The following is a 26,557-nucleotide window of genomic DNA, read 5'->3' on the forward strand; positions in this document are numbered from 1 at the left end:
GGCTTTACCAGTTACGATTAAAATATCTTCGATTCCTGATTTTAGCGCTTCTTCAACAATAAATTGGATTGTTGGTTTATCAACAATTGGAAGCATTTCTTTTGCCATCGCTTTTGTTGCAGGTAAAAATCTTGTTCCTAAGCCTGCTGCTGGAATTACTGCTTTTTTTACTTTCATATCTGTCTTCTCTCCTCTAAAAAATTGATAGTGAAAATTCATTTTCTTTTTTTCCATCACGCAACATGATTTCTCTTGCTGCAATTTTTACGTCTTTATTTTCATAAAGTACTTCATAAATGGATTGAGTGATCGGCATTTCAATGCCCATGCTTTGAGCAAGTTCTCTTGCAGCTTTTGTTGTATGGACTCCTTCGACAACCATTCCCATGTTTTCCAATACTTCTTCTAATACTTGACCTTTTCCTAGCAAATGACCTGCACGCCAATTTCTAGAATGAACACTTGTACAAGTAACAATCAAATCACCGACACCGCTAAGCCCAATAAATGTCAATGGATTAGCTCCCATAGCTACCCCTAATCGACTGATTTCTGCTAAACCTCTAGTCATAATTGCAGCCTTTGCATTGTCACCAAAACCTAACCCATGAATCGCTCCAACACCTAATGCAATAATATTTTTTAATGCGGCACCCATTTCGACTCCTATCACATCTGGATTCGTATAAATTCTAAAATAGTGATTCATGAAAAGTTCTTGAACAAATACTGCTGCTTTATGATCAGTACTAGCAGCTGTAATCGTTGTAATATCATGTTTGGCTACTTCTTCTGCGTGACTAGGACCAGACAATACAGCTACCGCTTGTCGTTTTTCATTTGGAAGCTCTTCTAAAAGAATTTCTGAAATACGTTTATGCGTTTGTTGCTCTAACCCTTTACTTGCATGAATAATCACTGGTTTTGTATTCAGTTTATCAATTAGCTCTGTTGCAACCGAGCGAATAGCTTTTGTAGGTACAACAAATAGTACAGCATCAATATCTTGAACAGCTTGTTCCATTTCACTAAAGGCATGGATTGACTCTGGTAGTATGTGATTGGGTAAATATTTGTGATTGGTGTGTTTCTGGTTGATTTCATCTATTTGAGACGGTCGATGCCCCCAAATGCGAACATCATGTCCATTTTCAGCAAGAACTTGTGCTAGCGCTGTTCCCCAGGAGCCAGCTCCTAAAACTGCCACCCTATACTTCATTTTACCACTCCTGCTATATTTTTCATTTTTTAAGCTCTCTTCGTTAAATAATCCACTGATTTTTCCCTAAACCACGATCATAATCTGGTAGATTTCCTTTTTTTCTACGCCAAATAAATAAGACAATGGTTCCAATGAATAAAACAGCAGACAGTAATTGAGAAATACGAATTATTCCTAAAAAGTACAAACTATCCGTTCGCAAACCTTCGATAAAAAAGCGGCCAAAGCTATACCACATAATATAAACCAGTAACACTTCCCCTTTTTTCAATAAATGCTTTTTATTTCTTAAGAATAAAAGTAAGACGAACCCAATCAAACTCCAAACAGATTCATATAAAAATGTGGGTTGTCGATAAAAACCTTCAATATACATATTCTCAATGATGAATTGAGGGAGATGCAAATTTTCCAGAAAGCCCTTAGTCGTAACAGGACCATAAGCTTCATGATTCATAAAATTTCCCCAACGACCAATAGCTTGAGCGAGTAGCACGCTTGGCGCTGCAATATCTAAAAATGTCCACATGGATATAAAATGATATTTGGTAAAGAAATAAAGAGTAATTGCCCCTGCAATCAATCCCCCATAAATCGCTAGACCTCCCGAACGAATATTGAATATTTGAATAGGATCCGCAAGGTATTGAGGTAAATCAAATAAAATATAATATAAGCGGGCCCCAATAATCGAAAGAGGCAAGCCCCACAGCATAAAATCAGTCACATCATCTGCTTTTAATCCGACACGCACAGCCTCTCGACTGCTCAGCCACATCGCAATAATTATTCCTGATACGATAATCAAAGCATACCAATAAATGGGTATCCCTAAAAGATCAAACGCCACCCGATCGATTTGTGCTAACATGTTTCCACTCCTTGCTATTGTTCTCCTGAATTTTCTTCAATGAGACGACTTAATCGTTCTTCAAACGTTTTTGTTGCATCAAATCCCATGGTTTTTGCACGGAAATTCATCGCAGCTACTTCAATGATGATTGCCACATTTCGTCCTGTCTTTACAGGTATTTTAATCTGTGGAATACCAACTTCCGCAATCTCCACTGTTGTATCTTCTGAACCCAATCGATCGTATTTTTTTTCTTTGGCCCAAGCTTCTAAATAAACAGCTAACTGGACTTGCATGGAACCGCGGACCGCACTGGCTCCGAATAAGTTCATCACATCAATAATACCAATCCCTCTGATTTCAATCAGATGCTCTAAGATTTTTGGTGGTTCCCCAATGACTGTCAATTCATCTTGTTGGTAGACATCCACCCGATCATCGGCTATAAGACGATGCCCACGTTTGATTAATTCTAATGCCGTCTCGCTTTTACCAATTCCACTATCCCCTTGAATCAGTACACCTAATCCATAAACATCCACTAAGACACCGTGAACGCTGGTTCTAGGTGCTAACCGACCGTCTAAATAACTAGATAATTCCCCAAGTAAACGGGAGGTGGAGATAGGAGAACGTAAAACAGCCATCCCATATTCATTGGCTGCTTGAATCATTTCTTCTGATGCCGGTAATCCTCTGGAAATAATAAATGCAGGCATGTCTTCACTACATAATCTTCTCATGATCATCAGTCTTTCTTCGGGCATCATCCGTTCAGCAAAACTGATTTCTTTACTTCCAAATAATTGTAGGCGATCATGCGAATAATAGTTAAAATAACCGGTCAATTCTAATCCAGGTCTTGAAATGTCACCGGTTACGATAACACGTTCTAAACTTTTTTCATCGCCAGTTACGATTTCTAATGATAATTTTTCTACTAATTGGCTTACTTTCACTACTTCTGCCATTCGTGCTACCTCATTTCTATTAGAGTGTTCTCTTTCATTTTATCATTGTCTGACAAAAAGTACTACCAAATAAAAAAAACGGTTTTATTTAAAAAATTTCTTTTTTTAAATAATAAGAAAAAGGAACATGCACGAAAATAAAAAAGGCAATTTTCATGCATGTTCCTTCATATTGGTTATCTATTTCTCTTGTCTATCCTCTGCTGTTGTGTTCACTTACGATCATGTTGATTACTGACATAATGACGGCTACCAGAAAAGCAGCGCCAAATGAAGCAAAACTAAAATTTGCTGCTCCTATGAAGAAAGAAGTCATTTTAAGTATCGCTGCATTAATGACAAATGTAAATAGACTAAGCGTAAACAAAGTGAGTGGCAGTGATAAAATCGTTAAAATAGGTTTGACAAACATATTCAGTATAGACAAAACAAAACTCGCCATGAAAGCAGTCCAGATACTGTTTACAAAAATCATCTGAGGAAAAATCACAGTAAGTGAGATAAACGTCAGCGTATTAACGATGAGACGTTGAAGGTAAGACATTAAAAGTCACTCCATTCGTCATCATCGACTTTTTCTGCTTCTTTGCGTTTTTTAGTTTGTTGACGATAATTATTGTTTTCATAATATTGGTTTTCATGCCCATAATGTGTCCGTTTATTACGTGCTGATGGGATGATCAAAGCTAATAATATATACAAAATAACTGGACTGCCAAAAGCAACTAAACTTAAGAAAACATAAATCACTCGAACAACTGTTGGATCCACACCAAGGTATTCTGCAATTCCGGCTAATGTACCAGTTAAAACAATATTTTTATTTGATTTTGTCAGCTTTTTTTTCATTTTTTCTTTCACCTCTGTTCTATCATTTTACTGGAAGAAAAAAGACAATTGCAATAGGAAGAAACTTTATTTTCTTTATTCTTCTTAAAAATTTTTCCGCTTAAACACTCAAGTACCCTCAACAACCGGTCAAAAACTTTTCACTTAAACTTTATGCTATTCATTTTCTACCAATTGCTGAGTTCCTAGTGTGTTCACCAACTACTTATTTGTCTGTATCTTTTAAATAAATACTTCCTGTAGTTGTTGATAGTTGAATTTTAGCTACTTCATTTTCTGATAAGCGACGGAATTGTAGCATTTGATTGGTCCGTTCTTTTTTCTCACGAATCACTTCGTAATCAGAAAGTCGGCTGTTAATACTTCCTAAACTTGTTTTAGCATTTCCTTCCATACCAATTGTCGTAGGTAATGCGACTTTAACGTTCCCATTGACTGAGCTTGCTTCAATTTTTTTCAAGTGTTCTTCTTTCATGGTAAGTCGTACATCACCATTCACGAGAGAAACTGAAAGATTTTCAGGCGTTGCTCCAATCGTAACTGTTCCATTGACTGTCTCAATGATAGAATCTAAAATCTCGCCATTTTGTACTTCTATATTTCCGTTTACGCCTTCTATCTCAAGCATTGTAGCACTCAATTGTTGAATCATAATATTGCCATTTGTCGACTTGGTATAAATATCTTTTCCTTCTAGCTCATCAATCGTGATATTGCCATTTAGTAACTTGATTGAAGTATGGTCATATACACGTTGTGGTAAATAAAATACTAGATCCGTACGTACACGTTTATTGGGAATTTGGAATGAGATATGCTCATCATTGACTTCGATTTGACTACGTTCCAAAAAGGCTTCGAACGGTTCTGCATTCATTTTACCGTACAATTTGATTTTTGCCTCAACTTTCACGTCTTCACTTTCCCAAGTTTTTAACGTCACATTGCCATTGGCTGCCTTGATATCAATAATACTTGCATCGGGTGCTTCATAATAAAATTCATGTTCAAATTTAGTGGTTGCGATCCCTGGAACTCGTAGATTCACGTCTTTCCATTCCATATTTTCATTGACAGTTTCTGAAACAGTTTGGAAGGTTTTCTTTAAGAATTTGCCTAATTGAGAACCTGCCTCAGACATTTTTTCCCCCACTTGATTCAGTGTATCATTTGCTTGTTCTTTCCAATCATCAGGAAGATCGAATTTTTCTGCAAAAGTTTCTTTCTTTTCTGTCCATTGATTTTTGCGAATGTCTTTTAATTTTGCTTCTAATTTTAGTTGTTCGTTGGTTAATTGATCAGCAACTACTTCTAATTCTTTGATCTCATTTTCGAGTGTTTTTCTTTGGAGTAACTCTTCTTCTGTTAATTGATCCAATTCTTCTTTTGTATTCAGTTGCATCAATGTTTCCTGTTTTTCACTGCGTGCGGCTTTATTTTTTGCTAATTTATCGTTTACTTCATCTAAGTGAACAGAGGTTTGATTGGCTTGCGTTGCCAACTCATCTAAAATACGTTCCAGATTTTCTTGATCTTCTTGTTCTTTTTGTTTTGGATCAGCATTAAAATGGATTTCTTCTTTTTTGCCATTTTCCAATTCATCAATCAACGGATTGGATTGTTCTTTTTCCTTGTGACTAGCAGTTACTTTATCTGCTTCTTTTGCAATTTGTTTTTCATCTTTTTCAGTTGCCATGCTTTCTAATAAATCTAAGCCTTCTTCAGTTGAAAGGATTCCTTTTTTTACTAAATCTAAAATACGTTCTCTTTCTTTCATGGAAATTGCCTCCTTGAGCAAAAATAGTTTGCAAGCTTTTCCTTACATCCATATTATGCAACGAATTGAAGAAAAAGTCATAGGACTTAAGTTGTAACTTTTCCTCCAACTTGGGTTACTACTTCTTTTTTTGATGATAAACAATGTTCAAACAAGTTAAAAAAATACTATGTACTCAATTAAAGTGTGATAAAGAAAATCAGTCGTTTTTTCTTTAAAAATTCCACAACTTGTAACTACCTATTCTATGCAATTAGAAAAGCAGTTGTATAAAGGACCACAAATAACGTAAGACTCGAAACAAAATAATCAACACAAATATATTTCCTGCAATAAAATGCCATACGTTCCCCACACTTGTTTTTAAATTGCTCAAAGTAAAGCGACGTAAAAATCGTGGTATTGAATGGTAACCGTTACGTTTCAATCGAAATTTTTCTTCATAAGTTAATTCAAGCATATCATAATAAACGATTTGAAGTGGATCTAGAGAAAAAAATGATTTTGAAAAACCAACCATCATCGTGTATTTTTTATTGTTAGAAGGGAAATTACGTACGCCCTTTTTATTGATTCGAATGTTTTTATCTCCTATAACACTATAACTGTATTCATCTTCTTGAATCTTGACAATTTTTGCTTCTGGTCTATTTTCATTAAGATACCTTTGATAGATTTCAGGAAATTTTTGTTTTTCTAAATAAAGGTAAATACTTAATCCAACAATCAACACCATTAACAAGAGATTAAACAACAATCGTTCACGAAAAACACTACTATAAGCCATAATAATTACTAATACAATCAAGCTAACCAGAATGCGCTTCCAATAATGTTTTTGGTACATTCGCTTGATTGATCGCTCATAATAAGCAAAATCGTTTTCTACAATATTCATCTTCTTTCCAACTCCTTATATGTATATGAGTCAATTATAATTGAAAAAAAGAAGTCTGTCAGTACATAGTCAGTACATAGTAAAAAGAACAGGCGCTTTTTACCTGTTCTTTTTAAGAGCTAATGAATGTAATTTTCGTCAATTTTTCTTAAAACGGTTAAAAGATTTCGTTATGATTGGTATTTAACTCTGTAATTTTCCCAGTAGCTAAGTATACGATCCATTCACAAATGTTGGTTACATAGTCACCGATCCGCTCTAAATAGCTGGCAACATTTAAATAATCCGTCCCACTGATCACTGTTTCTGGATCAGACTGCATGTTTTTGATCGTTGCATTGTAGATACGATTGAAATAGTCATTGACACGTTGATCCATATTAGCAATTGTTCGTGCGTCTTTTTCATCTGTTTTTACGTATGCTACTAACACGTTGTCGACCATTTTTTTTACATAATCAGACATATCAGAAATTTCTTTTTCAATTTCCGGTATTCTTGTCTGTCCTTTGACACGAATGGTTGATTTCGCCACAGAAACTGCATGGTCAGCCATCCGTTCCAAATCTGAACTGGCTTTCATGACGGTAATGATCATGCGCAGGTCCGTTGTGACTGGCTGTTGCAAAGCAATCATTTCAAAACTTTTTTTCTCTAAACGTGTTTCCATATCATTGATTTTAATATCATTTTCAATGACTTCTTGTGCAAGTACTTTGTCATGTTTGATGTAGGAGCGAACAGATTTATGCACCGCACTACTTACCATCATTCCCATTTCGTAAAATTGGTTATGAAGATTTAGTAACTCTTCTTCAAACTGTGTTCGTAACATTTCGTTTCCTCCTTAGCCAAATCGCCCTGAGATATAGTCTTCTGTTTCTTGTTTTTCTGGATTCATGAAGATTTTTTTCGTGTCGTTAAATTCGATTAAGTTGCCATCTAAGAAAAAGGCTGTCTTATCAGAAATACGTGAAGCTTGTGACATATTATGTGTAACTATAATCATAGTATATCTTTCTTTCAATTCCAAGAGCATACTTTCAATTTTCCCAGTAGAAACAGGATCAAGCGCACTTGTCGGTTCGTCTAATAAAATAATTTCTGGATTTACAGCTAAGACTCTGGCAATACAAACTCTTTGTTGCTGCCCACCAGATAAGGATAAAGCACTTTTATGCAACTTATCTTTGACATCTTCCCACACAGAGGCAGCCTTCAAACTTTCTTCGACTACTTGATCCAGTACTTTTTTGTCTTTTTCTCCTTTTAATTTTAACCCATAAATAACATTTTCATAAATCGAAAATGGAAAAGGATTCGGTTGTTGAAAGACCATCCCGATTTCTTTACGTAATTCAACAATATCTGTTTTAGGGCTATAGATGTCTCTGCCTTTATAAAGAACACTTCCAGTAATCGTTACTCCTGGAATCAGGTCATTCATTCGATTCAGCGAGCGAAGATAAGTTGATTTGCCGCAACCAGAAGGCCCGATCATGGCCGTGATTTCTCCTTGATTAAAACTTAGATCGATGCCTTTTAAAGCTTCTTTTTTCCCATAATATAAATGAAGATCTTTTGATGAGATAATTTCTTTTGTCATAACGAATCCTCCGTCTTACCCAAAATGACCCGATACATAGTCTTCGGTTGCCTGAATTTTTGGTCTAGTAAATATCTTACTCGTTTTATCGTATTCGATTGCTTTGCCTAAATAAAAGAATGCTGTATAGTCACTGATTCGAGCCGCTTGCTGCATGTTATGGGTGACAATGATGATGGTGTAATCATCTTTTAAATTGACTAAGGTCTCTTCAACCGTTCCAGTAGAAATCGGGTCTAAGGCACTGGCAGGTTCATCTAATAATAATATATCTGGTTTCATTGCAATGGCTCGGGCAATACACAAGCGTTGTTGTTGTCCACCAGATAATGCTAATGCACTTTTATCTAGGCTGTCTTTCACTTGATCCCACAAAGCGGCCTGTTTTAAACTTGTTTCAACGATCTCATCCAATTTCTTCTTGTTTTTTTCACCATGTTGTTTCAACGCAAACGTAATATTATCATAGATCGATTTACTAAATGGGTTAGGACGTTGAAAAACCATACCGATGCGTTTGCGCATTTCGTAAACATCAATTTGTGGCGCATTAATATCTACGTCTTTGTACATAATTTTTCCAGTTACCTTCGTATTTGCTATACCATCGTTCATTCGATTCAATGAACGTAAGTAAGTAGACTTACCACAACCAGAAGGTCCAATCAAAGCGGTGATTTTCTTTTTTTCAAATGCTAAGTCAACCCCTTTGATTGCTTCGTTATCGCCATACCAAACATGAAGGTCTTCGGTATACAAAGCGACTTCTTTTTCTTGCCCCATCGTGATGATATTTCTTTCATTCCAGTTGTATTCTTTCATCTTATTTCGTCTCCTTAAGCTGAAGTCATTTTACGGTATAAACGTTTTCCAATCGCGCGCGCGCCGAAATTAAACAGCAATACTGCTATAATCAGCACCGCTGATGCTCCAGCCGATACTGCTACGCCATCTGGCATTGTTCCTTCCGTATTGATTTTCCAAATATGAACAGCTAACGTTTCAGCTTGACGGAAAATACTGATTGGGCTAGATACACTTAGTGGATTCCAGTTTGAAAAGTCAAGCGCTGGAGCACTTTGTCCTGCTGTGTAGATCAAAGCCGCAGCCTCACCAAAAATTCGTCCTGAACTTAAAATGACGCCTGTTAAAATACCAGGAGTTGCCTCTGGGACGACCACACGAATCACGGTCTCCCAGCGTGATAAACCTAATGCTAACCCAGCTTCACGCTGAGTGTAATGAACAGCTTGTAACGATTCTTCTACTGTTCTTGTCAATAAAGGCAAATTGAAAACAGTTAAAGCTAAAGCGCCTGAGATGATCGAAAATCCATATTGAAATTGGATAACAAACACCAAGAAACCAAATAAACCAACTACCACAGACGGCAATGAACTTAAAATTTCAATTGAAGTACGGATGACGTCTGTTATCCAATTTTTACCGGCGTATTCAGAAAGATAAATACCGGCTCCTAAAGAAAGTGGAAAACTAATGATCATTGTAATCACTAATAAATAAATCGAATTAAAAAGTTGAATTCCAATTCCTCCACCTACTTGATAAGCTCTAGATGGTTCCGTTAAAAATGACCAAGAAATATGAGGAAGCCCTCGCACTAAAATATACAAAAGTAATGCAGCTAAGATCAATACGATAATTCCAGAAATTGCATAAAGGACACCAGTTGCAATTTTATCAGAGCGTTTTGCATTCATTATTTCAAAGCTCCTTTCTTACCGATCATTCGGATTACAATATTGAAGAATAACGACATCAATAGCAAAATTAATGCTAAAGACCACAAAACATTATTTTCAGTCGTGCCCATAATCGTATTACCAATTCCCATTGTCAAAATAGAAGTCAAAGTTGAAGCAGGAGTGGTCAAGCTTGTTGGCATCAATGCAGCATTTCCGATAACCATTTGGATCGCCAAAGCTTCACCAAACGCACGTGCCATCCCAAAAACAACGGCTGTTAAAATCCCTGGTACAGCCGCACGCAAAACGACTTTATAAATGGTTTGCCATCTTGTCGCACCTAAAGCCAGTGAAGCTTCACGATAATGTCTTGGTACAGCTTTTAAAGCATCGACAGTCATTGTCGTCACAGTAGGCAAGATCATGACAAACAACACAAAAGTTCCAGCTAAAATACCAAATCCAGTTCCACCAAAAATACTTCTAACGAATGGAACAATGACAGATAACCCAATAAAACCATAGACAACTGATGGAATACCTACTAATAATTCAATGACTGGTTGTAAAATTTTTGTTCCATTCTTTGGAGAAATCTCCGTCATGAAAACAGCCGCCCCGATAGCAAATGGTGTCGCAATGATTGCCGACAAAAAGGTGACGATAAAGGAGCCAGCAATCATCGGCAATGCCCCAACCATTGGTTTACCATCAGCCCCTACTTGCCCAGGATTCCAATTTGTTCCAAATAAGAAATCAAATACATTGATCTTATCGACAAAAAAAGTCGCTAACCCTTTACTTGCAACAAAATAAAAAATTGCTAATACTACCACAACGATCAAGGCAATACATAAGAAACTAATGAATTTGCCACGCTGTTCCATTTTTGAACGTTTGGATTTTGTTAATAATACTTTTTTCACATCTTCCACAGATGATTCCCCCCTAGTCAGGCTTAACATACTTATTCAGTGTATAGAGCAAACGTCAATTTGAGTTTAATAACATGTAAAACTTATGTTAAGTTTGTAAATTTTGTGTAAAGATAGTTATTTCACAATGTTTCCTTCCCAATCACGATTCACTTCCATGCGTGAAACAGGGATGTAACCTAATTCACCAACAATATTGTCTTGCACCTCATCAGAAAGCATATACTCTAAAAAGTCTTTTGTTAGTTGACTGGGTTGTTTTTTCGTATACATATGTTCGTATGCCCAGATTGTCCATTTGTTGGTTGTTACATTTTCATCTGTTGGCTCTACACCATCAATACTTAAAGTAGCGACATCCTTCGTCACATAAGAGAAGGCTACGTAACTAATCGCTCCAGGAGTATCTGCTACGATTTGACGTACCATTCCACTTGAATCTTGTTCTTGCGCACGTACAGCAGTTTCTCCATCTAATACCCATTTTTCAAAAGTACTACGCGTGCCACTTCCTGACGCACGGTTTAAAATAACCACTGGTTGGTCCTTTCCACCAATTTCTTTCCAATTCTTGATTTCACCTGTGAATAATTTTCTTAAATTCTCCATTGAAATATCTTTAATTCCCACTTCTTTATTGATAATGGGAGTAATGCCAACGACCGCCACACGATGGTCAACTAAAGCAGCGGCATCTATTCCAGATTTTTCCTCTGCAAACAAATCAGAATTTCCAATATCAACAGCGCCAGATTGGACTTGCGATAAGCCAGTTCCACTTCCGCCACCTTGAACGTTAATAAACTTCCCAGGATTTTCCGACTGATACGATTCAGCGACTGTTTCAACTAAAGGTTGTAAAGCTGAAGAACCAACAGCTGTGATGGATTCTCCTCGATCAATCCATTTTGAACAACCAGATAAAAGAATGGCTAATCCTATCATTGGTAAGAGTAACTTTAATTTTTTCATTTAGAAATCTCCTTCAGTCCTAAAGTAAGTACATTTTAACATTTTCCCTAATACTTGAAAACGAATTAAATTTATTAAATAACAAAAATAATTATTATTAATAAAAAAACACTATCTCATCAAAGCTTTCTATGCTATACTGACTTTGAAATGTGTCTCTTTTATCAAGCATTGATTAACTTATTTCTTGCCTTCCCCAAAATCAAGAAGTACCCCAAAAGTTAATTTTGTTCATGCGAGACGCTTTCTCCATTTCTGACAGTTTACAGAAATGGCCCCGACAGAAAAAGGACATGAGTAGACGTTTTTGACGCCTTCTTCATGTCCTTTTTGATTGGTTAGAATTTTTATAATAGTGGTGAGACTAAACGAGCCAATCCTTCTTTTAATTTAATGAGCATTCCACGTTTCTCGTAAATTTCTCTAGTTAAAAGTTGTGATAGTTTGGAATCTTCAAAAAATGCCCTTCTCACCTGTGTCGCCATTTTTTCATCATAAATCAAAGCATTGACTTCAAAATCTAACTTAAAAGAGCGTACATCAATGTTTGCAGAACCAATTGAAACAATGCCACTGTCGATAATCATGGTCTTCGCATGGATAAACCCATTTTCATAAGTTTCGATCACTGCACCGTATTCAATTAATTCTGCCGCAAATGAATACGTTGCCCAATAGACAAGAGGATGATCAGGTTTATTGGGTATCTGTATCTGTACTTTCACACCAGAAAGTAAAGCCAGTTTTAATGCTTCATGAATAGACTCATCAGGTATATAGTACGGTGTTTGAATCAGAATCTCTTTTTTAGCTAAAGAAATCATTTTTAAATACGTTAGTTTGATTTGTTCATGTTCTGAATCTGGTCCACTAGTGACAATCTGAAGAGCTAAATCACCAATTGACTCAATAGTAGGGAAAAATTTTGGCGCATAGCTGACTTCTTTTACATGTTGCGAGTTCCAATCCATTAGAAATCTATTTTGCAAGGTGTAAACCGCTTCACCATAAATTCGCAAATGATTGTCTCTCCAATAACCAAATTTTGATACTTCCCCTAAATATTCATTCCCTACATTAAATCCTCCCGTATACCCAATCTTGCCGTCAATGACTACAATTTTTCGATGATTTCGATAATTGATCCGCGGATTGAGATAAGGCACGAATAACGGAAAAAAGAAGGCAATTTCGCCACCAGCTGATTTTAATTCTTGAAAAAATTTTACATTTACTTGGGTCGAACCCCAAGCATCTAACAATACACGCACTTTTACCCCGCGTTTAGCTGCATTCGTCAAAGCATCTCGAACCAGAATGCCTAAAGTATCGCTACGATAAATATAATATTGTAAATGGATATGGTCTTTTGCTTGATTGATATCTTGGATTAGTGTATCAAATTTTTCTCGCCCATCGGTAAACAAAGTGACCTTATTCCTAGTCGTATACAAGGTACTTTCAAAAACAGTTAACATATAAATGAGTTGTTTCACATCTACTTGTCCAGTGGGAGGATGAGGATACAGACCTCGCATCAACGCTTGTTTATCTTCTTCAATCTCCAGATTTTTACCTATTTTTCCTTGAATCTTCAAATCAAAAATTTTGTCTTTAGAGATGCCTCGTCCAAAAAATGTATACAAAATAAAGCCAACAATCGGAATAAACATTAATACCAATAACCATGCCCAAGTTTGAGCCGTTTCTTTTCGCTCACGGAAAACGATGACAATCGATAATAGTATATTTGCAATTAAAATAATAATAAAAAAATGATCAACTACTACTCCCATGGCTCACCTCTTCAATTTTTTGCCTACTTAAGAATAGCTGAGTTATTTTTTAAAGTAAAGAAAAAGTATCATTCTGCCTGATAAACAAAAGATGAACTACCGTAAGATTCTTTATTTACCAAAAATAAAAATACTGCTTTTTTATAATGATCCGCATGATTGCTCTCTCGTTTCTACGCCATTCGTATGAAGGAATCATTCACTATTAACAACTAGCAATTCATTGCGTTTCCTTTACTGAGTCAGTTATTTTCTATTTCAAGTTGGAGAAGCCCAAGAGCTGAACCAATCGCCTCACCAGACAACATTGCTTTTTTCGCTGCTCTTTGTAGAGAAGTTTTCTCTGGATAATTCGCAACATCAGCAGAAATTGTATTAAATATCCAAAATACCCCATCATTTTTGGTTGGTTCAGTAAGTAACAATTGATAATCATTTGCGAATAAACTTAAATTAGAAGTTGGTTTTACCCAATTTTTTAAAAGAGGAGATAACAACCATGTGTCTGTTATAAAAGGAACAGCATGATAACTTGGAAAATATTGTTTAAAAAACGATTTTGCTTCTAAATAGTCTTTAGCAATGACTGAATGTTCTAAATTTGCATCTGATGGTATATGAATCGAAATGTATTTTTTATCAACTAATTGCGATACTTTATGTTTGTGAGAAGGAGCGACCATTTCAAATTCTAATTCATTGATTCGAAATTCTATGCCACTTATATATCGCCACGTCCAAAATCCTCGATCAAATTTATAGTGATGGTTTATTTGCTGAGATTCTTTTAAAAATCTGGTAAATGCCCGCATTGTCCCTACATAAATTTTATAGGGAATTGCAAGAGGGAAATAAATTTTTTCCCAGCTTAAACTGGCGGCGTATAAATGGAAAGTTAATTCGCTTATCGTGTCTTGTTTATATTGTACGGATAATCGCTTTGCTTCTTCTGAAGCTTTTGCTTGATCTAACAATTTATCCGCACTACTATTTAGATCATCTGAACTGATCTGAGTAAGTAAACGATTGATTTTTTCTTTTATCATTTCAGGTAATTCAATAACCTCCATGAGATCTTGAATGGTTACGTTCGATTGGGTCATCTTAATTTTCCTCCAGCATCTATCATTTTATTTTTAAAATGATAGCGTTTTAATAAAATTATACGATTAAAAAAACTTTTACCAACCTTTTTATAAAAATAGACCTCAATATAGCTTTAATTTTTTCACATAAAAATAGATAAAAAGCTTATATCACATTTTATTTAATACATTATCTGAAATTTAATTCAAAAAAAATGAACAGAAAGAATACGCTCTTTCTGTTCACCGATTTAGTATTTGCTCTATCTTTTATCATAGTTATTAAAGATTGCTTTTTTCTAAAATTTCAAGAATCTTCTCATGGAAATAATTGATCCTAGTGAGCCGATAATAATACCAATGCCTGCCATTAAAACATCAATTTTCCATACAATATTTTGCGGATGAATCATCGAATAATGCGAACGCAATAATGATGGGTTAAGCACTTGGAACACTTCTTTGTAGCCAAATGTGATAATCAATACAGGAATGATTGCACCAATTAAACCGATCCAACCGCCTTCTAAAAAGAAAGGCCAACGAATATAGCCATTTTTGGCTCCAACTAAACGCATAATTTGAATTTCTTTTTGGCGTGACAAAATCGTGATTCGGATAGTATTAGAAATCAAGAACATGGCAATAAACAATAAGAGTGCAGCTGCAGCTAATCCCCATGTCCGTACGGTTCCAGCAATTTTAAGGATTTTATCTGAAGAAGTACCACCGTAATCAGCCCGAGAAACATTCGCTAACTTTCCAGCAGCATCTGATACTTCTTTTGTATAAGAAGGGTCTGTCGTACTAACGACGTATACATCATATAATGGATTATTGTCTCCTTCAAATAAACTCCATGAATCTCCCATAGCATTTTGAATTTTTTTCAATTCTTGGTCTTTACTTGAAAATTTTACCTCTTTGACATGATCAAGCTCTTTTAATTCATTTTCAAGCTTTTTCATTTCTTTTTCTTTTGTGCCAATATCAACAAAAACAGAGACATCCACATTTCCTTCAATATCTTCAGCTAGCTTTGTTGCATTCATGATCACCGCCATGAATACACCAACTAAAGTTAGTGTAATTGTCACAGCACTAACAGAAGCTACCGTCATCCAGCCATTTCGTTTTAAACTTTTGATACTTTCTAGTAAGTGTCGGAAAAAGGTTCTAATCATCGTAGCCGTATTCTCCTTCCGCTTGGTCACGAATGATACGCCCATTTTCGATGGCGATTACTCGATGACGAATGGTATTAACAATCGTACTATTATGGGTAGCCATAACAACCGTTGTTCCTTGCGCATTAATTCGATCCAATAATTTCATGATTTCCCATGAGTTTTCTGGGTCAAGGTTTCCAGTTGGTTCATCTGCAATCAATACTTTTGGCGTATTGACAATAGCTCGTGCAATTGATACCCGCTGTTGTTCACCACCAGATAATTCACTTGGAAAAACACGTACCTTATGCTTTAATCCTACCAAATCCAATACTTCCATCACACGTTTTTTGATATCACGTGGCTTTCTACCAATTACTTGCATTGCATAAGCGACATTTTCATAGACCGTTTTTTTGGGTAATAATTTGTAGTCTTGAAACACGACGCCGATTTCTCTTCGTAAATAAGGAACATCACGGTTTTTGATCTTCATAAGATCATGCCCGGCAACGTTTAACGTGCCTTTTGAAGCTTTTTCTTCTCGATACATCAATTTGATGAATGTAGATTTTCCCGCCCCAGATGGTCCTACTACGTAAACGAATTCTCCCTGATCAATAACAACCGAAAGATTTCGGATGGCAGTTGTACCATTCGAGTACTTCTTCATTACATCCTTCATTTCAATCATGGCGTTCTCTCCATATCTTTTCTAAGTCTTTCACCATTATAGCATGGCAATATTTCAGCTTGCTTTCAAAAGCTTACAATTTTATTTCAAATCAAGTCAACTATTTAGAGATGCATTTTTAAATAGCCATCAATGAATAAATCTAAATCACCGTCCATTACTGCTTGGACATTTCCAGTTTCGACATTGGTTCGATGATCTTTTACCATTGAATATGGATGGAATACGTAAGAACGAATTTGTGAGCCCCAGCCAATTTCTTTTTGTTCACCACGTAAAGCAGCGGCTTCTTGTTCTTTCTTTTCTACTTCAAGTTGATACAATTTGGCTTTCAACATTCCCATTGCTTGCTCTCGATTTTTTAATTGCGAGCGTTGCGCTTGGCTTGCGACAACGGTTCCTGTTGGGATATGCGTGATACGTACAGCTGACTCTGTTTTATTAATATGCTGTCCGCCTGCCCCACTTGCTCGGTAAGTATCAATTTTCAAGTCATCGGGGTTGATGGCGATATCAATTGTTTCGTCTAGTTCTGGCATCACGTCTACCGAACAAAAAGAAGTATGACGACGTTTAGCAGAATCAAACGGAGAAATCCGAACAAGACGATGAACGCCTTTTTCTGATTTTAAATAACCATAAGCATTATGGCCCTTAATCAATAATGTGACACTTTTGATACCAGCTTCATCACCTGCTTGATAATCAAGAGTTTCCACTTGATAACCATGTTTTTCTGCCCATCTTGTATACATGCGTAACAACATACTGCCCCAGTCTTGAGATTCTGTGCCCCCTGCACCTGGATGCAATTCAACGATTGCATTGTTTCGATCATAGGGACCATCTAAAAGCATAGCCAGTTCATAAGTTTTCATTTTGTCATCTAATGTTTGTAATCTTTCTTCCGTTTCTTGTTGCATTTGTACATCAGGCTCTTCTTGTAACATTTCTACCATTAGTTCTAACTCTTCTAATTCTTCTGCTAATTCATTGAATTGATCATACGTTTCTTTATTTGCATTGTTTTCATTGATCACTTTTTGCGCTGTTTCACTATCATCCCAAAATCCTGGCTCTGCCATTTTAGCTTCTGCTTCTGCAATATCTTCTTCTAACCGATCTAAGTCAAAGAGACCTCCTGAAACTTGTGACTTTTTCATCCATCTCAGATAACAAGTTACGGATTTCTGATATTTCCATAAACTTTCCTTCTTTCTATTACGATTATTTCTATATTCAATAGCTTTAGTTTACCAGAATCATCGCTTAACAGAAAGAAGGTGAGTCGATTCTTAATTAAAAAGAATCAATCTCACCAATCTTACTGCTACATTCACTGCCAAAAATTAGTATTCATCTTTTCCATGACAGTTTTTATATTTTTTACCACTGCCGCAAGGACAAGGATCATTTCTTCCTACTTTATTCACCTGAACAGGTTGTTTTTTTGCACTTGTGTTGCTGTTTTCTTTTGCATCACCAGTGGTTGGTTGAACGGCTTCTCCTTTTGATACTTGTTCCCGTTGAACATTTTGACGAATCTCAGCTTTCATGAAGAGACGAGTCACTTCATATTCGATTGCGCCAACCATTTCTTCAAACATCTTGTATCCTTCTGTTTGGTATTCAACTAATGGATTATTTTGCCCATAAGCACGAAGTCCGATTGATTGACGTAATTGATCCATCGCATCGATATGATCCGTCCATTTTGAATCCACGACTCTTAAGATAACTACTTTTTCAAATTCCAGTAGCTGTTCAGGACCATTTAGATGAGTTGCTTTCGTATTGAAAACTTCTTGCGCTAGGTTGTTTAGATATTCTTTGATTTGTTGTGGATCTTTCCCTTTTATATCATCAATCGTGATGCTATCTTCATGAACCAACGTACTACCAGCAAAATCGACAATACCTTCAAGATTCCAATTATCTTTTTCTAATTGCGTGTGAGCATCTACTACACGACTGATCGTACGTTTCACCATATTCATCAGTGGTTTAGATAAACTTTTTTCTTCCATGATAACTTCTTGACGTTGTTTATAGATGACTTCGCGTTGTTCACGCATCACATCGTCATATTGCAACACATTTTTACGAGTATCATAGTTGTTTCCTTCGACACGTTTTTGAGCAGATTCTACTTGTTTTGAAAGCATCTTACTTTGAATAACTGCATCTTCTTCACCGATTTTCATCCGATCTAAGAATGCTTTGATTCGTTCAGAACCAAAACGTTTCATCAAATCATCTTCCAGTGAAAGGTAAAATTGCGACATACCAGGGTCACCTTGACGTCCCGCACGTCCACGTAACTGGTTATCAATACGACGTGATTCATGTCGTTCTGTTCCGATAACAGCTAATCCGCCTAATTCACGCACGCCAAGACCCAATTTAATATCCGTACCACGTCCGGCCATATTTGTAGCAATAGTTACTGCTCCTTTTTGACCGGCATTCATGATAATTTCAGCTTCTTTAAAGTGGTTTTTGGCATTTAACACTTCATGCGGAATACGTTCACGATTCAACATATCTGAAAGCAATTCAGACGTTTCAACAGCCACTGTACCTACCAGAACAGGTTGTCCTTTACGATAACGTTCTTTGATGTCTTGAACGACTGCATGGAATTTGCTTGTCAGTGTTGGGTATAATAAGTCAGGACGATCATCACGAATAACCGGACGATTCGTTGGTATTTGGCAAACTTGGATGTTATAGATTTCTCTAAATTCTTCTTCTTCCGTCTTCGCTGTACCTGTCATCCCTGATAATTTTTTATACATACGGAAATAGTTTTGGAAGGTAATTGTAGCCATTGTTTTTGTTTCATCTTCAATTTCTACACCTTCTTTTGCTTCAATCGCTTGATGTAACCCATCTGAATAACGACGTCCGTCCATAATACGTCCAGTAAATTGGTCAACGATCAATACTTTTCCTTCTTGAACAACATAGTCAATATCCAAGATCATAATGTAATTGGCGCGTAATGCTTGATCCAAATGGTGCGTCAATGCAGTATTTTCAAGATCGTATAGATTTTCTAACCCAAATGTTTCTTCGGCTTTTTCAATCCCGGCTTCTGTTAAACTAATTGTTTTGGATTGAACATCGATTTTATAGTCTTCTTCTTCTTTCAAGCGTTTAACAAAGTTATCGGCTCTTGTATATAAAGCTGTAGATTTTTCTGCTTGTCCTGAGATAATCAATGGTGTTCTTGCTTCATCAATCAAAATAGAGTCTACTTCATCGACAATCGCATAATTTAACGGACGTTGTACCATTTGATGACGGTAAACAACCATGTTGTCTCTTAGATAATCAAAACCTAATTCATTATTAGTGCTGTAAGTAATGTCACAGTTATAGGCTTCTCTTTTTTCATCAGCTGATTTTGAATTAATATTTAATCCTACAGTTAACCCTAAAAAGTTGTACAATTCACCCATTTCAGAAGAGTCACGAGTAGCTAAATATTCATTGACCGTTACAACGTGAACTCCTTCTCCTGTTAAAGCATTTAAATAAACAGGCATAGTTGCTGTCAGGGTTTTTCCTTCACCAGTACGCATTTCAGGTATGTTCCCATCATGAAGTACGATCCCCCCCATTAATTGAACATGGTAAGGATAAAGTCCTAAAACTCGTTTTGCTGCTTCACGAACGACAGCAAAAGCTTCAGGTAATAATTGATCTAAAGTTTCTCCTTTTTGATAGCGAGCTTTAAACTCAGCTGTTTTTGCTTGTAATTGTTCATCGGTTAATGCTGCCATTTCATCAGCATGATCTTCTACTTTTTTAGCGATGCGGTCTAACCGTTTTAGTTCTTTTTTATCATTTTCGATAATTGAACGAATAAAATTGGCCATGCGTTGTATAATCTCCTTTTTACATATATTATCCAGCCTATGTAGATTCCACTTCTTATTTTATCATTAGTTCACAACAATTGAAATAACTTAAGACAATTAAAGTTATATCTTCAAAATTAATTCACACTTTTTTTAAGAAGAAAAAAGAAAAAAGGAACGTATAACGCCCCATTCAGGTCATTATATGTTCCTTTTTAATTCTTTTATTTGTTATTTATCAATCTGTTTCAATTAAACCGTATTTTCCATCTTTCCGACGATAAACGATACTTGTACCATTTGTTTCTGCATCTTCGAAAATAAAGAAATTATGGCCAAGCATGTTCATTTGTAAAACAGCTTCTTCACTGTCCATTGGTTTTAGTGATAAACGTTTTGTACGCACGATATCTAATTCAGAATCATTTTCGTTATCGTTTTCTTGTCCTTCATTATTGAACAATACCGCTGCGTCTGCTGTATTTACACCCGTTTCGCGAGATTTACGGTTAATTTTTGTTTTAAACTTACGGATTTGGCGTTCCAATTTATCCACAACCAAATCGATACTTGCATAAAGATCTGGTGAAGTTTCTTCGGCGCGTAATACAAGATAAGGTAATGGAATTGTTACTTCCACTTTTGCTGTTTTTTCAGTATAAACTTTTAAATTTACATGCGCTGTAGCTTCGGGTGTGTCACTGAAATAACGTTCTAATTTTCCTACTTTTTTCTCAACGTAGTCACGAATCGCTGCCGTTACTTCGATATTTTCACCGCGTACATTGTATCTAAACATAAAAATTACCCCTTTCGTCTACCACAATCAAGAAGGAGAAGGACCACTCTTTCCCTCTTCTTAATACTATTATAGCGGACTCTAATGTATTTGCAAACTAAATCGCTAACAATTACATTCGTTTTTAATTTGTTGTTCTAGCTAAAGAAAAAGTACGGATTTTTCCAGGAAAATAGGGCAATAAGCAATCGGCCGCATGAAAAAGTGTTTGTCCAGTCGTGTAAACATCGTCCACTAATAAAATTTTTTTCTTTTCAATGATAGATGGATCAACCATTAATTGAAAAGGTTGATGACTCGCTAAACGTTCTTGCTTTGTTTTTTGTGCTTGTGGCAAGTGATTCTTTGGGCGTTTAAGTAATTGCTGATAAGGTACTTTGGCTACTTTTAGCATTTCAGTGACTTGATTAAACCCCCGTTCATTTAAACGTTCTTTTGTTATCGGAATCGGACACATCAGATAATCAGCAAAAATTCCATGTGCTTCTTGCCAATATTTAGCAAACGTACCTGCAAGGCGAATGTCCCCCATAAACTTATAGCGTTTCAACCACTCTTTAAAAGCAACATCATAGTAGAACTTGGCATGGTGGCAAAAATCATACTCTGGATATCGTTTTTTCCATTCCAAGCAATCGTCACAGTGATCATTCACAGTATTCATTACTTGTTGGCAAGTCCTACAGCCTCTTTCTTGGTCTAAAAGACGAAATAAAGAATCACATTCAGCACAAATTTGAGGGATTTTTGGTGTAAAAAAGAGAATTTCACTGATCTTTAAATTTCTTATTAAACGTTTTTGACAATAACTACAACGATTTATGGACATAAATATTGTTTTCCTCGTCGATTCATTTCTTTTATTTCCCGGCAAGCCAATTTCATGGCTTTTGTTTTTTCTTCATAGAAAAAATAGACTTGGCTATTCGTATAATTGCCCTTTCGATCCGCTCTTCCTGCAATTTGGACGAGAGAAGACTTTGTAAACACTCGATGGTCTGCCCCTAAAACAATCACCGAGATGTTCTCAAATGTGACGCCTCGTTCTAAAATCATTGTCGTTAATAACACATCGTATCTTTGTTCTCTCATTTTTTGAACTTTTACTGCCCGATTTGGATCTTTTGCAGAAGCATCGGTTATTCGATAATTGGGCATACACTTTCTTAAGACTATTTTTAATTGATTCATCCTGGCAATATCAGGGCAAAAAAGTAACACATTGTTTTTCTTAAGCAACATCGTTAGTCTCTTGACTAACGGAGAAATCTTCTTTTCTTTTAAACATTTCTTTGCCCATTGGTTCCAAAAAATGAGTTTGGGTTCTGGTAATAATCGTTGGTGAAAGCGAAGTGGTAAACGATGGATCTCAAAATCTGAACTGATTTTTTTCAGCAATTTCTCGTCAGGTGTCGCACTTAAATAAATAAACTTGCCTGTAGGTTTGATTGCTGTTTCTACGGCAGAAACTAACCCTTGATCTCCGGCATAAGGAAAGGCATCGACTTCATCCACTACCAGTAGATCAAAAGCTTGATAGAAGCGATACAATTGATGTGTGGTGGCAATCACAAATAAGCTGAACTGATAAATCGCCTCGTTCTTACCATGCAGTAGTACAATCATTTCTTTTGGAAAAACTGCCGAAAAACGAAGATACAATTCATTACAGACATCCACTCTAGGGGAAACCAATGCAACTCTTTTGCCATCTTGTAATGTTTTTAGTACGATCTCATAAAGCATTTCAGTTTTACCTGCTCCTGTTACGGCCCAAATCAAGTGATGCTTTTTTGGAAAATCAAGCATTAACTTTATAGCTATTTCTTTTTGTAGAGGTGTTAATTGTCCTTTCCAAGTGAAAATGATTTCTCTTGGCAGCATGGTTGGTTGTTCAAATTGAAACAATTGTTGGCGACTGTCACAGCGCCCAAAAAAAATACAATGAGAACAATAATAAAAACAGTTTTTCTTCTCTACTTGGCTGATTTTTGTTCTGGTATAACAACGCTGGCAATAGAGCCAACTACCTTTTAAAAGGACTGCTTCAGTTTTTTTATACTTATTTTGTTCGATAATCTCTGGTGGTATCTCTTTTAGATCCCTTGTAAGTAAACGTCTACCATATAAAAAATTTTTCTCCATTTCCTCCCCTAAAAGTATATATGTCAAATAAACCGATTTTCTTCAAAAAAAACTATGTTGATCATTCATCAACATAGTTTTTTGATAGTTATTTGTTATCAATTAAATGAATCGCTTGTTGAAGAACTTTTTCGCCATTCATCAAACCATAATCTGCCATATTAATTATATCTAATGGGATCCCCTTTGGCTCCAAGCGTTTTTCAAAATCAGCTTTCATAAATCGGACTTGCGGTCCTAACAATAAGACATCTACTTCTTTAGACGCTAAATTATTGTCCGCATCAGAAGCTGATACCGCAAAAATATCGGCGTCGACCCCTTGTTCCTCCGCAGCTTTTTGCATTTTTGTTACAAGTAAACTGGTACTCATCCCAGCAGAACATACGAGCATAATTGTTTTCTTAGCCATTTTTTTCTCTCCATTTCCTATCGTTTTGTAAACGATTACTTTTTTTGTCTGTGTGCTTATTATACAAAAATAATAAATGATGTCAACGGTTTCTTTTAATTAATCAAACAGCCAACTAGATTTCACTAATTGATTAAAAACGACATATTCTTTTTTTAAATTGATTACTACGACTTCATACCCTGCATTGATCCAGCCATAAGCACCTTTTTCTGGATGCTTATAATCATTTGCCCACCAATCAGTACTGTATCTAGCTGATTTAGGGAGCCCGTAACTTGGAAAAAGTAACTCATCAATTTGAGTAAACGTTAAGGTAACCTGAGAACCACCATTATTTTTTAAGTATTGGGTGATCGCATCATATTTTTTCACACGTTCTTTCATCCCTACCTCACCTTTCTTTCTTTTATTATCCCATACTCTCTTGATTTCGCAAGCGTTATAAGTGTTGAAACAACTAAAATAATTCATTATACTTTTAATATTAGCAAGTACTTAAAAGAGGTGATTGTCACGACGCTTAATAACTATAAAACCATTAAAGAAGACGGACAAGGGGAAATAGAGGTCAAAAAATCCCGTTTTATTTGCTCCCTGAAACGCGTTGAAACAGAAGAAGAAGCCAAATCATTCATACAGAAGATGAAAAAAGAACATTGGAAAGCCAATCATAATTGCAGTGCTTTTGTTATCGGTCAAAAAAGTGAAATAAAACGCAGCAGCGATGATGGCGAACCTAGTGGCACAGCTGGCATTCCTATGTTAGAAGTACTTCAAAAAAATGAATTGATCAATGTCGTTGCTGTAGTGACCCGTTATTTTGGTGGCACAAAACTTGGAACAGGAGGATTAATTCGAGCTTATGCCCATGCCGTTTCTCACACGCTCCATGAAATTGGTATTGTAAAAGGAACGCTTCAACAAGAAATGGCGATTCATATTACTTATCCGCAATTAGGTAAATTGGAAAACTTCCTTTTACTCCAGCAAATTCCTATCAAAGAAACGAATTACACGGATAAAGTAACGGTTCATTGTTTTGTTAATGAAAATGAAGTAGATTCTTTCACAGACTTAGTGGTCGAATTATTGAATGGACAAGTGACCCTAACAAAAGAGTCAGTTTCTTATCATGAACAGCTGATTGAATTAGCAGATTAACTTTTTTAGTTCAATACTTGAATATCAGACTAAAAAAAGCAACAGAACTTCTACGATGAATAAGAAGTATTGTTGCTTTTTGTTACGTAAAAAATGTGGAATGATTTTAATCAGTTTGCTTATTTTTCTAAATAAAATTCAAATCGATTCCCTACATATTGAGTACGAACGTATTCAAATGGTGTACCATCTTCAAAATAAGAGGTCTGCCGTAAACGTAACACGGCATCGCCTCGTTTCACTTCTAAGTACTCGGCAATTTTTTCTGAAGCCAAAATTGCTGTGATCGTCTGATTAGCTGTCCCAATCTTATTGCCACTTTTTTCTTCAAGTGTCCGGTAAAGAGAATCAGTAATTTCAGATTTACTATACCCCTCAATGATTTTTTGTGGGATGCTTGCCACTTCGAAACAAATTGGTACATTATCTGCATAGCGAATCCGCTCCATACGAAGGATAGTTTCTTCTTTCTCCAACTTTAGTTTTTCCATTTCACTTGAACTAGGTGATGTCAAAAAGTAAGAAATCGTCCGACTAGATGGTACGCGATTTTGCGATTCCATAATCTCAGTAAAACTTGTTGCGCCTGACATTTTTTCTTGGACCTTTTCTCTTGCTACGTATGTACCGGATCCAATTTTTCTTTCCAAAATCCCTTCATCAGATAAATTTTGAATGGCTTGACGCAAAGTCATTCGACTAACATTGAATCTCACAGCCAATTCTCTTTCGGAAGGAAGGCGATCACCGATTTTCCAAATACCTTGTTCGATTTCACTTTTTATCTGGTCATGAATTTGTATATATACTGGTAATTGATTCGACATAACGTATACCCGTCCTTTCATTTCTTTTATTATAACTGGTATATACCTGATTCACAACTGAAAAGAGAACAAAGAGGCTGTGAACAGCATGGTCTGCTTCAAGACTTAAGAACGAAAATGTGAAAATAGCTCCTCATATTTTTACATTTTTGGGCTTAATTCCGTATGAACGCCGTTTAAGAAGAGGTTGAGAACAGCATGGTCTGCTTCAAGAAACAAGAACGAACAGAGAAAAACAGCTTCACATGTTTTTCCTCTGTTTGGGTTTATTGCCGCAGATGCAAGCCTTTGAACACTATTTACATATGCTCAGAACATGAGGTAAAATTTTTTCCTTTGTTCTTCGCCTTTGTTCAAAAAAATTTTATCCGTAAAAATCTCTAAAATAACAAAACCTCCAAAAACAGACATTTATCTGTAATTTAGAGGTTTTGTTATTATTAACGATTTTTTGAGAGCCATTTTTTCGTATGATTGGTTGCGCGTTTTGATTTAATTTGTACTGCTTTATCTGATTTTTTTGGAAAATGAACCTCTACCTGATACTTTTCCGATTTAATTAAGTCGTAAATTTTTTCTGCTGTTTCATCGACTTTTTCTTTCCACTTCATGTTCTCGTCCTCCTTTAGTAACCTCTATATTACTTACTCTAGCTTAAACGACCAGAATCTTCAAGAAACAAGGTTCTTTTTGTACAAAAAAAGAGTGATCATCCATGATCACTCTATAAAGACTGGGGTAGCTGGATTCGAACCAACGCATGAGGGAGTCAAAGTCCCTTGCCTTACCGCTTGGCTATACCCCAATGAAA

General features: G+C 35.9%; 28 protein-coding genes and 1 tRNA gene. 1 reads left to right on the forward strand and 28 read right to left on the reverse strand.

Translation table 11 applies throughout. The features are described 5' to 3' along the window. From EVI01_RS11065 to EVI01_RS11185, 25 genes are all read right to left on the reverse strand, one after another. A partial coding sequence (locus tag EVI01_RS11065; RefSeq protein WP_261766396.1) for a sugar phosphate nucleotidyltransferase occupies nucleotides 1–177 on the reverse strand: 177 nt, incomplete at its 3' end. 16 nt (nucleotides 178–193) lie between these two features. Next, nucleotides 194–1,219: an NAD(P)H-dependent glycerol-3-phosphate dehydrogenase gene (locus EVI01_RS11070; RefSeq protein ID WP_010752480.1), complete on the reverse strand. Its 1,026-nt coding sequence runs from the start codon at nucleotides 1,217–1,219 to the stop codon at nucleotides 194–196. Between the two features lie 43 nt (nucleotides 1,220–1,262). Then, a complete protein-coding gene (gene lgt, locus EVI01_RS11075) occupies nucleotides 1,263–2,093 on the reverse strand; it encodes a prolipoprotein diacylglyceryl transferase (RefSeq protein WP_010752481.1) in 831 nt (276 codons plus the stop codon). 14 nt (nucleotides 2,094–2,107) lie between these two features. Continuing rightward, nucleotides 2,108–3,046 carry an HPr(Ser) kinase/phosphatase gene (gene hprK, locus EVI01_RS11080; RefSeq protein ID WP_010752482.1) on the reverse strand — a complete coding sequence of 313 codons (939 nt, stop codon included), beginning with the start codon at nucleotides 3,044–3,046 and terminating at the stop codon, nucleotides 2,108–2,110. Between the two features lie 193 nt (nucleotides 3,047–3,239). Beyond that, nucleotides 3,240–3,590: a phage holin family protein gene (locus EVI01_RS11085; RefSeq protein ID WP_010752483.1), complete on the reverse strand. Its 351-nt coding sequence runs from the start codon at nucleotides 3,588–3,590 to the stop codon at nucleotides 3,240–3,242. Next, nucleotides 3,590–3,895 (reverse strand): PspC domain-containing protein, encoded by a 306-nt coding sequence (locus EVI01_RS11090; RefSeq protein ID WP_010752484.1) that lies wholly within the window; start codon nucleotides 3,893–3,895, stop codon nucleotides 3,590–3,592. Before EVI01_RS11090 ends, EVI01_RS11085 begins: the two co-directional genes overlap by 1 nt. A 205-nt stretch (nucleotides 3,896–4,100) precedes the next feature. Next, the gene (gene liaX, locus EVI01_RS11095) at nucleotides 4,101–5,672 is read right to left on the reverse strand and encodes a daptomycin-sensing surface protein LiaX (RefSeq protein ID WP_010752485.1); all 1,572 of its coding nucleotides are present in this window, start codon (nucleotides 5,670–5,672) and stop codon (nucleotides 4,101–4,103) included. A 253-nt stretch (nucleotides 5,673–5,925) separates the two neighbouring features. After that, nucleotides 5,926–6,570, reverse strand: coding sequence for a hypothetical protein (locus EVI01_RS11100; protein ID WP_010752486.1), 645 nt, complete (start codon nucleotides 6,568–6,570; stop codon nucleotides 5,926–5,928). Between the two features lie 157 nt (nucleotides 6,571–6,727). Beyond that, nucleotides 6,728–7,405 carry a phosphate signaling complex protein PhoU gene (gene phoU, locus EVI01_RS11105; protein WP_010752487.1) on the reverse strand — a complete coding sequence of 226 codons (678 nt, stop codon included), beginning with the start codon at nucleotides 7,403–7,405 and terminating at the stop codon, nucleotides 6,728–6,730. Nucleotides 7,406–7,417: 12 nt separating this feature from the next. Further along, the gene (gene pstB / locus EVI01_RS11110; RefSeq protein ID WP_010752488.1) at nucleotides 7,418–8,176 is read right to left on the reverse strand and encodes a phosphate ABC transporter ATP-binding protein PstB; all 759 of its coding nucleotides are present in this window, start codon (nucleotides 8,174–8,176) and stop codon (nucleotides 7,418–7,420) included. Nucleotides 8,177–8,191: 15 nt separating this feature from the next. Beyond that, nucleotides 8,192–8,998, reverse strand: a complete 807-nt coding sequence (pstB, locus tag EVI01_RS11115) for a phosphate ABC transporter ATP-binding protein PstB (RefSeq protein WP_010752489.1) — start codon at nucleotides 8,996–8,998, stop codon at nucleotides 8,192–8,194. Between the two features lie 14 nt (nucleotides 8,999–9,012). Further along, on the reverse strand, nucleotides 9,013–9,897 hold the full coding sequence (pstA, locus tag EVI01_RS11120) for a phosphate ABC transporter permease PstA (RefSeq protein WP_010752490.1): 885 nt from the start codon (nucleotides 9,895–9,897) through the stop codon (nucleotides 9,013–9,015). Then, nucleotides 9,897–10,817: a phosphate ABC transporter permease subunit PstC gene (pstC, locus tag EVI01_RS11125; protein ID WP_010752491.1), complete on the reverse strand. Its 921-nt coding sequence runs from the start codon at nucleotides 10,815–10,817 to the stop codon at nucleotides 9,897–9,899. The genes pstA and pstC overlap by 1 nt, the downstream gene beginning before the upstream one ends. 117 nt (nucleotides 10,818–10,934) lie before the next feature. Continuing rightward, the gene (locus tag EVI01_RS11130) at nucleotides 10,935–11,789 is read right to left on the reverse strand and encodes a phosphate ABC transporter substrate-binding protein PstS (RefSeq protein ID WP_010752492.1); all 855 of its coding nucleotides are present in this window, start codon (nucleotides 11,787–11,789) and stop codon (nucleotides 10,935–10,937) included. A gap of 347 nt (nucleotides 11,790–12,136) precedes the next feature. Further along, nucleotides 12,137–13,585 (reverse strand): cardiolipin synthase, encoded by a 1,449-nt coding sequence (gene cls / locus EVI01_RS11135; RefSeq protein ID WP_010752493.1) that lies wholly within the window; start codon nucleotides 13,583–13,585, stop codon nucleotides 12,137–12,139. A 242-nt stretch (nucleotides 13,586–13,827) separates the two neighbouring features. Then, nucleotides 13,828–14,688 (reverse strand): acyltransferase domain-containing protein, encoded by an 861-nt coding sequence (locus EVI01_RS11140; RefSeq protein ID WP_010752494.1) that lies wholly within the window; start codon nucleotides 14,686–14,688, stop codon nucleotides 13,828–13,830. Between the two features lie 281 nt (nucleotides 14,689–14,969). Beyond that, nucleotides 14,970–15,854, reverse strand: coding sequence for a permease-like cell division protein FtsX (gene ftsX, locus EVI01_RS11145; protein WP_010752495.1), 885 nt, complete (start codon nucleotides 15,852–15,854; stop codon nucleotides 14,970–14,972). Then, nucleotides 15,847–16,533: a cell division ATP-binding protein FtsE gene (gene ftsE, locus EVI01_RS11150; RefSeq protein WP_010752496.1), complete on the reverse strand. Its 687-nt coding sequence runs from the start codon at nucleotides 16,531–16,533 to the stop codon at nucleotides 15,847–15,849. Before ftsE ends, ftsX begins: the two co-directional genes overlap by 8 nt. Before the next feature lie 104 nt (nucleotides 16,534–16,637). Further along, a protein-coding gene (gene prfB, locus EVI01_RS11155; protein WP_179943730.1) for a peptide chain release factor 2 occupies nucleotides 16,638–17,736 on the reverse strand; the annotation gives its coding sequence in 2 pieces (ribosomal slippage) (nucleotides 16,638–17,663 and nucleotides 17,665–17,736; 1,098 coding nt in all). Nucleotides 17,737–17,882: 146 nt separating this feature from the next. Next, a complete protein-coding gene (secA, locus tag EVI01_RS11160) occupies nucleotides 17,883–20,417 on the reverse strand; it encodes a preprotein translocase subunit SecA (protein WP_010752498.1) in 2,535 nt (844 codons plus the stop codon). Between the two features lie 220 nt (nucleotides 20,418–20,637). After that, nucleotides 20,638–21,198: a ribosome hibernation-promoting factor, HPF/YfiA family gene (gene hpf / locus EVI01_RS11165; RefSeq protein ID WP_146811688.1), complete on the reverse strand. Its 561-nt coding sequence runs from the start codon at nucleotides 21,196–21,198 to the stop codon at nucleotides 20,638–20,640. Nucleotides 21,199–21,322: 124 nt separating this feature from the next. Continuing rightward, nucleotides 21,323–22,027, reverse strand: a complete 705-nt coding sequence (locus EVI01_RS11170) for a ComF family protein (RefSeq protein ID WP_146811690.1) — start codon at nucleotides 22,025–22,027, stop codon at nucleotides 21,323–21,325. Then, nucleotides 22,018–23,343: an ATP-dependent helicase ComFA gene (locus EVI01_RS11175; RefSeq protein ID WP_010752501.1), complete on the reverse strand. Its 1,326-nt coding sequence runs from the start codon at nucleotides 23,341–23,343 to the stop codon at nucleotides 22,018–22,020. Before EVI01_RS11175 ends, EVI01_RS11170 begins: the two co-directional genes overlap by 10 nt. Before the next feature lie 88 nt (nucleotides 23,344–23,431). Further along, nucleotides 23,432–23,776 (reverse strand): PTS sugar transporter subunit IIB, encoded by a 345-nt coding sequence (locus EVI01_RS11180; protein WP_257006917.1) that lies wholly within the window; start codon nucleotides 23,774–23,776, stop codon nucleotides 23,432–23,434. Nucleotides 23,777–23,854: 78 nt separating this feature from the next. Then, entirely contained in the window at nucleotides 23,855–24,142 is a 288-nt protein-coding gene (locus EVI01_RS11185; RefSeq protein ID WP_010752503.1) for a DUF7662 domain-containing protein, read from the reverse strand. Nucleotides 24,143–24,262: 120 nt separating this feature from the next. Here EVI01_RS11185 and EVI01_RS11190 point away from each other — a divergent pair, with 120 nt between their 5' ends. After that, nucleotides 24,263–24,919 (forward strand): YigZ family protein, encoded by a 657-nt coding sequence (locus EVI01_RS11190; RefSeq protein ID WP_010752504.1) that lies wholly within the window; start codon nucleotides 24,263–24,265, stop codon nucleotides 24,917–24,919. Between the two features lie 119 nt (nucleotides 24,920–25,038). On the opposite strand, the gene EVI01_RS11195 is transcribed toward EVI01_RS11190, so the two are convergent. From EVI01_RS11195 to EVI01_RS11200, 3 genes are all read right to left on the reverse strand, one after another. Next, nucleotides 25,039–25,746: a GntR family transcriptional regulator gene (locus EVI01_RS11195; protein ID WP_010752505.1), complete on the reverse strand. Its 708-nt coding sequence runs from the start codon at nucleotides 25,744–25,746 to the stop codon at nucleotides 25,039–25,041. Between the two features lie 440 nt (nucleotides 25,747–26,186). After that, nucleotides 26,187–26,357, reverse strand: a complete 171-nt coding sequence (locus EVI01_RS13735) for a hypothetical protein (RefSeq protein WP_010752506.1) — start codon at nucleotides 26,355–26,357, stop codon at nucleotides 26,187–26,189. Between the two features lie 122 nt (nucleotides 26,358–26,479). Further along, nucleotides 26,480–26,551: transfer RNA gene (locus EVI01_RS11200), tRNA-Gln, on the reverse strand. Nucleotides 26,552–26,557 lie beyond the last annotated feature (6 nt).

The organism is Enterococcus villorum (assembly GCF_007990225.1).
GTDB lineage: Bacteria > Bacillota > Bacilli > Lactobacillales > Enterococcaceae > Enterococcus_B > Enterococcus_B villorum.

Bases quoted from the DNA above. Each gene is read 5' to 3' on its own strand.
- EVI01_RS11070 (WP_010752480.1), bottom strand. From the start codon at position 1,219: ATGAAGTATAGGGTGGCAGTTTTAGGAGCTGGCTCCTGGGGAACAGCG.
- lgt (WP_010752481.1), bottom strand. From the start codon at position 2,093: ATGTTAGCACAAATCGATCGGGTGGCGTTTGATCTTTTAGGGATACCC.
- hprK (WP_010752482.1), bottom strand. From the start codon at position 3,046: ATGGCAGAAGTAGTGAAAGTAAGCCAATTAGTAGAAAAATTATCATTA.
- EVI01_RS11085 (WP_010752483.1), bottom strand. From the start codon at position 3,590: ATGTCTTACCTTCAACGTCTCATCGTTAATACGCTGACGTTTATCTCA.
- EVI01_RS11090 (WP_010752484.1), bottom strand. From the start codon at position 3,895: ATGAAAAAAAAGCTGACAAAATCAAATAAAAATATTGTTTTAACTGGT.
- liaX (WP_010752485.1), bottom strand. From the start codon at position 5,672: ATGAAAGAAAGAGAACGTATTTTAGATTTAGTAAAAAAAGGAATCCTT.
- EVI01_RS11100 (WP_010752486.1), bottom strand. From the start codon at position 6,570: ATGAATATTGTAGAAAACGATTTTGCTTATTATGAGCGATCAATCAAG.
- phoU (WP_010752487.1), bottom strand. From the start codon at position 7,405: ATGTTACGAACACAGTTTGAAGAAGAGTTACTAAATCTTCATAACCAA.
- pstB (WP_010752488.1), bottom strand. From the start codon at position 8,176: ATGACAAAAGAAATTATCTCATCAAAAGATCTTCATTTATATTATGGG.
- pstB (WP_010752489.1), bottom strand. From the start codon at position 8,998: ATGAAAGAATACAACTGGAATGAAAGAAATATCATCACGATGGGGCAA.
- pstA (WP_010752490.1), bottom strand. From the start codon at position 9,897: ATGAATGCAAAACGCTCTGATAAAATTGCAACTGGTGTCCTTTATGCA.
- EVI01_RS11130 (WP_010752492.1), bottom strand. From the start codon at position 11,789: ATGAAAAAATTAAAGTTACTCTTACCAATGATAGGATTAGCCATTCTT.
- cls (WP_010752493.1), bottom strand. From the start codon at position 13,585: ATGGGAGTAGTAGTTGATCATTTTTTTATTATTATTTTAATTGCAAAT.
- EVI01_RS11140 (WP_010752494.1), bottom strand. From the start codon at position 14,688: ATGACCCAATCGAACGTAACCATTCAAGATCTCATGGAGGTTATTGAA.
- ftsX (WP_010752495.1), bottom strand. From the start codon at position 15,854: ATGATTAGAACCTTTTTCCGACACTTACTAGAAAGTATCAAAAGTTTA.
- ftsE (WP_010752496.1), bottom strand. From the start codon at position 16,533: ATGATTGAAATGAAGGATGTAATGAAGAAGTACTCGAATGGTACAACT.
- secA (WP_010752498.1), bottom strand. From the start codon at position 20,417: ATGGCCAATTTTATTCGTTCAATTATCGAAAATGATAAAAAAGAACTA.
- hpf (WP_146811688.1), bottom strand. From the start codon at position 21,198: ATGTTTAGATACAATGTACGCGGTGAAAATATCGAAGTAACGGCAGCG.
- EVI01_RS11170 (WP_146811690.1), bottom strand. From the start codon at position 22,027: ATGTCCATAAATCGTTGTAGTTATTGTCAAAAACGTTTAATAAGAAAT.
- EVI01_RS11175 (WP_010752501.1), bottom strand. From the start codon at position 23,343: ATGGAGAAAAATTTTTTATATGGTAGACGTTTACTTACAAGGGATCTA.
- EVI01_RS11185 (WP_010752503.1), bottom strand. From the start codon at position 24,142: ATGAAAGAACGTGTGAAAAAATATGATGCGATCACCCAATACTTAAAA.
- EVI01_RS11195 (WP_010752505.1), bottom strand. From the start codon at position 25,746: ATGTCGAATCAATTACCAGTATATATACAAATTCATGACCAGATAAAA.
- EVI01_RS13735 (WP_010752506.1), bottom strand. From the start codon at position 26,357: ATGAAGTGGAAAGAAAAAGTCGATGAAACAGCAGAAAAAATTTACGAC.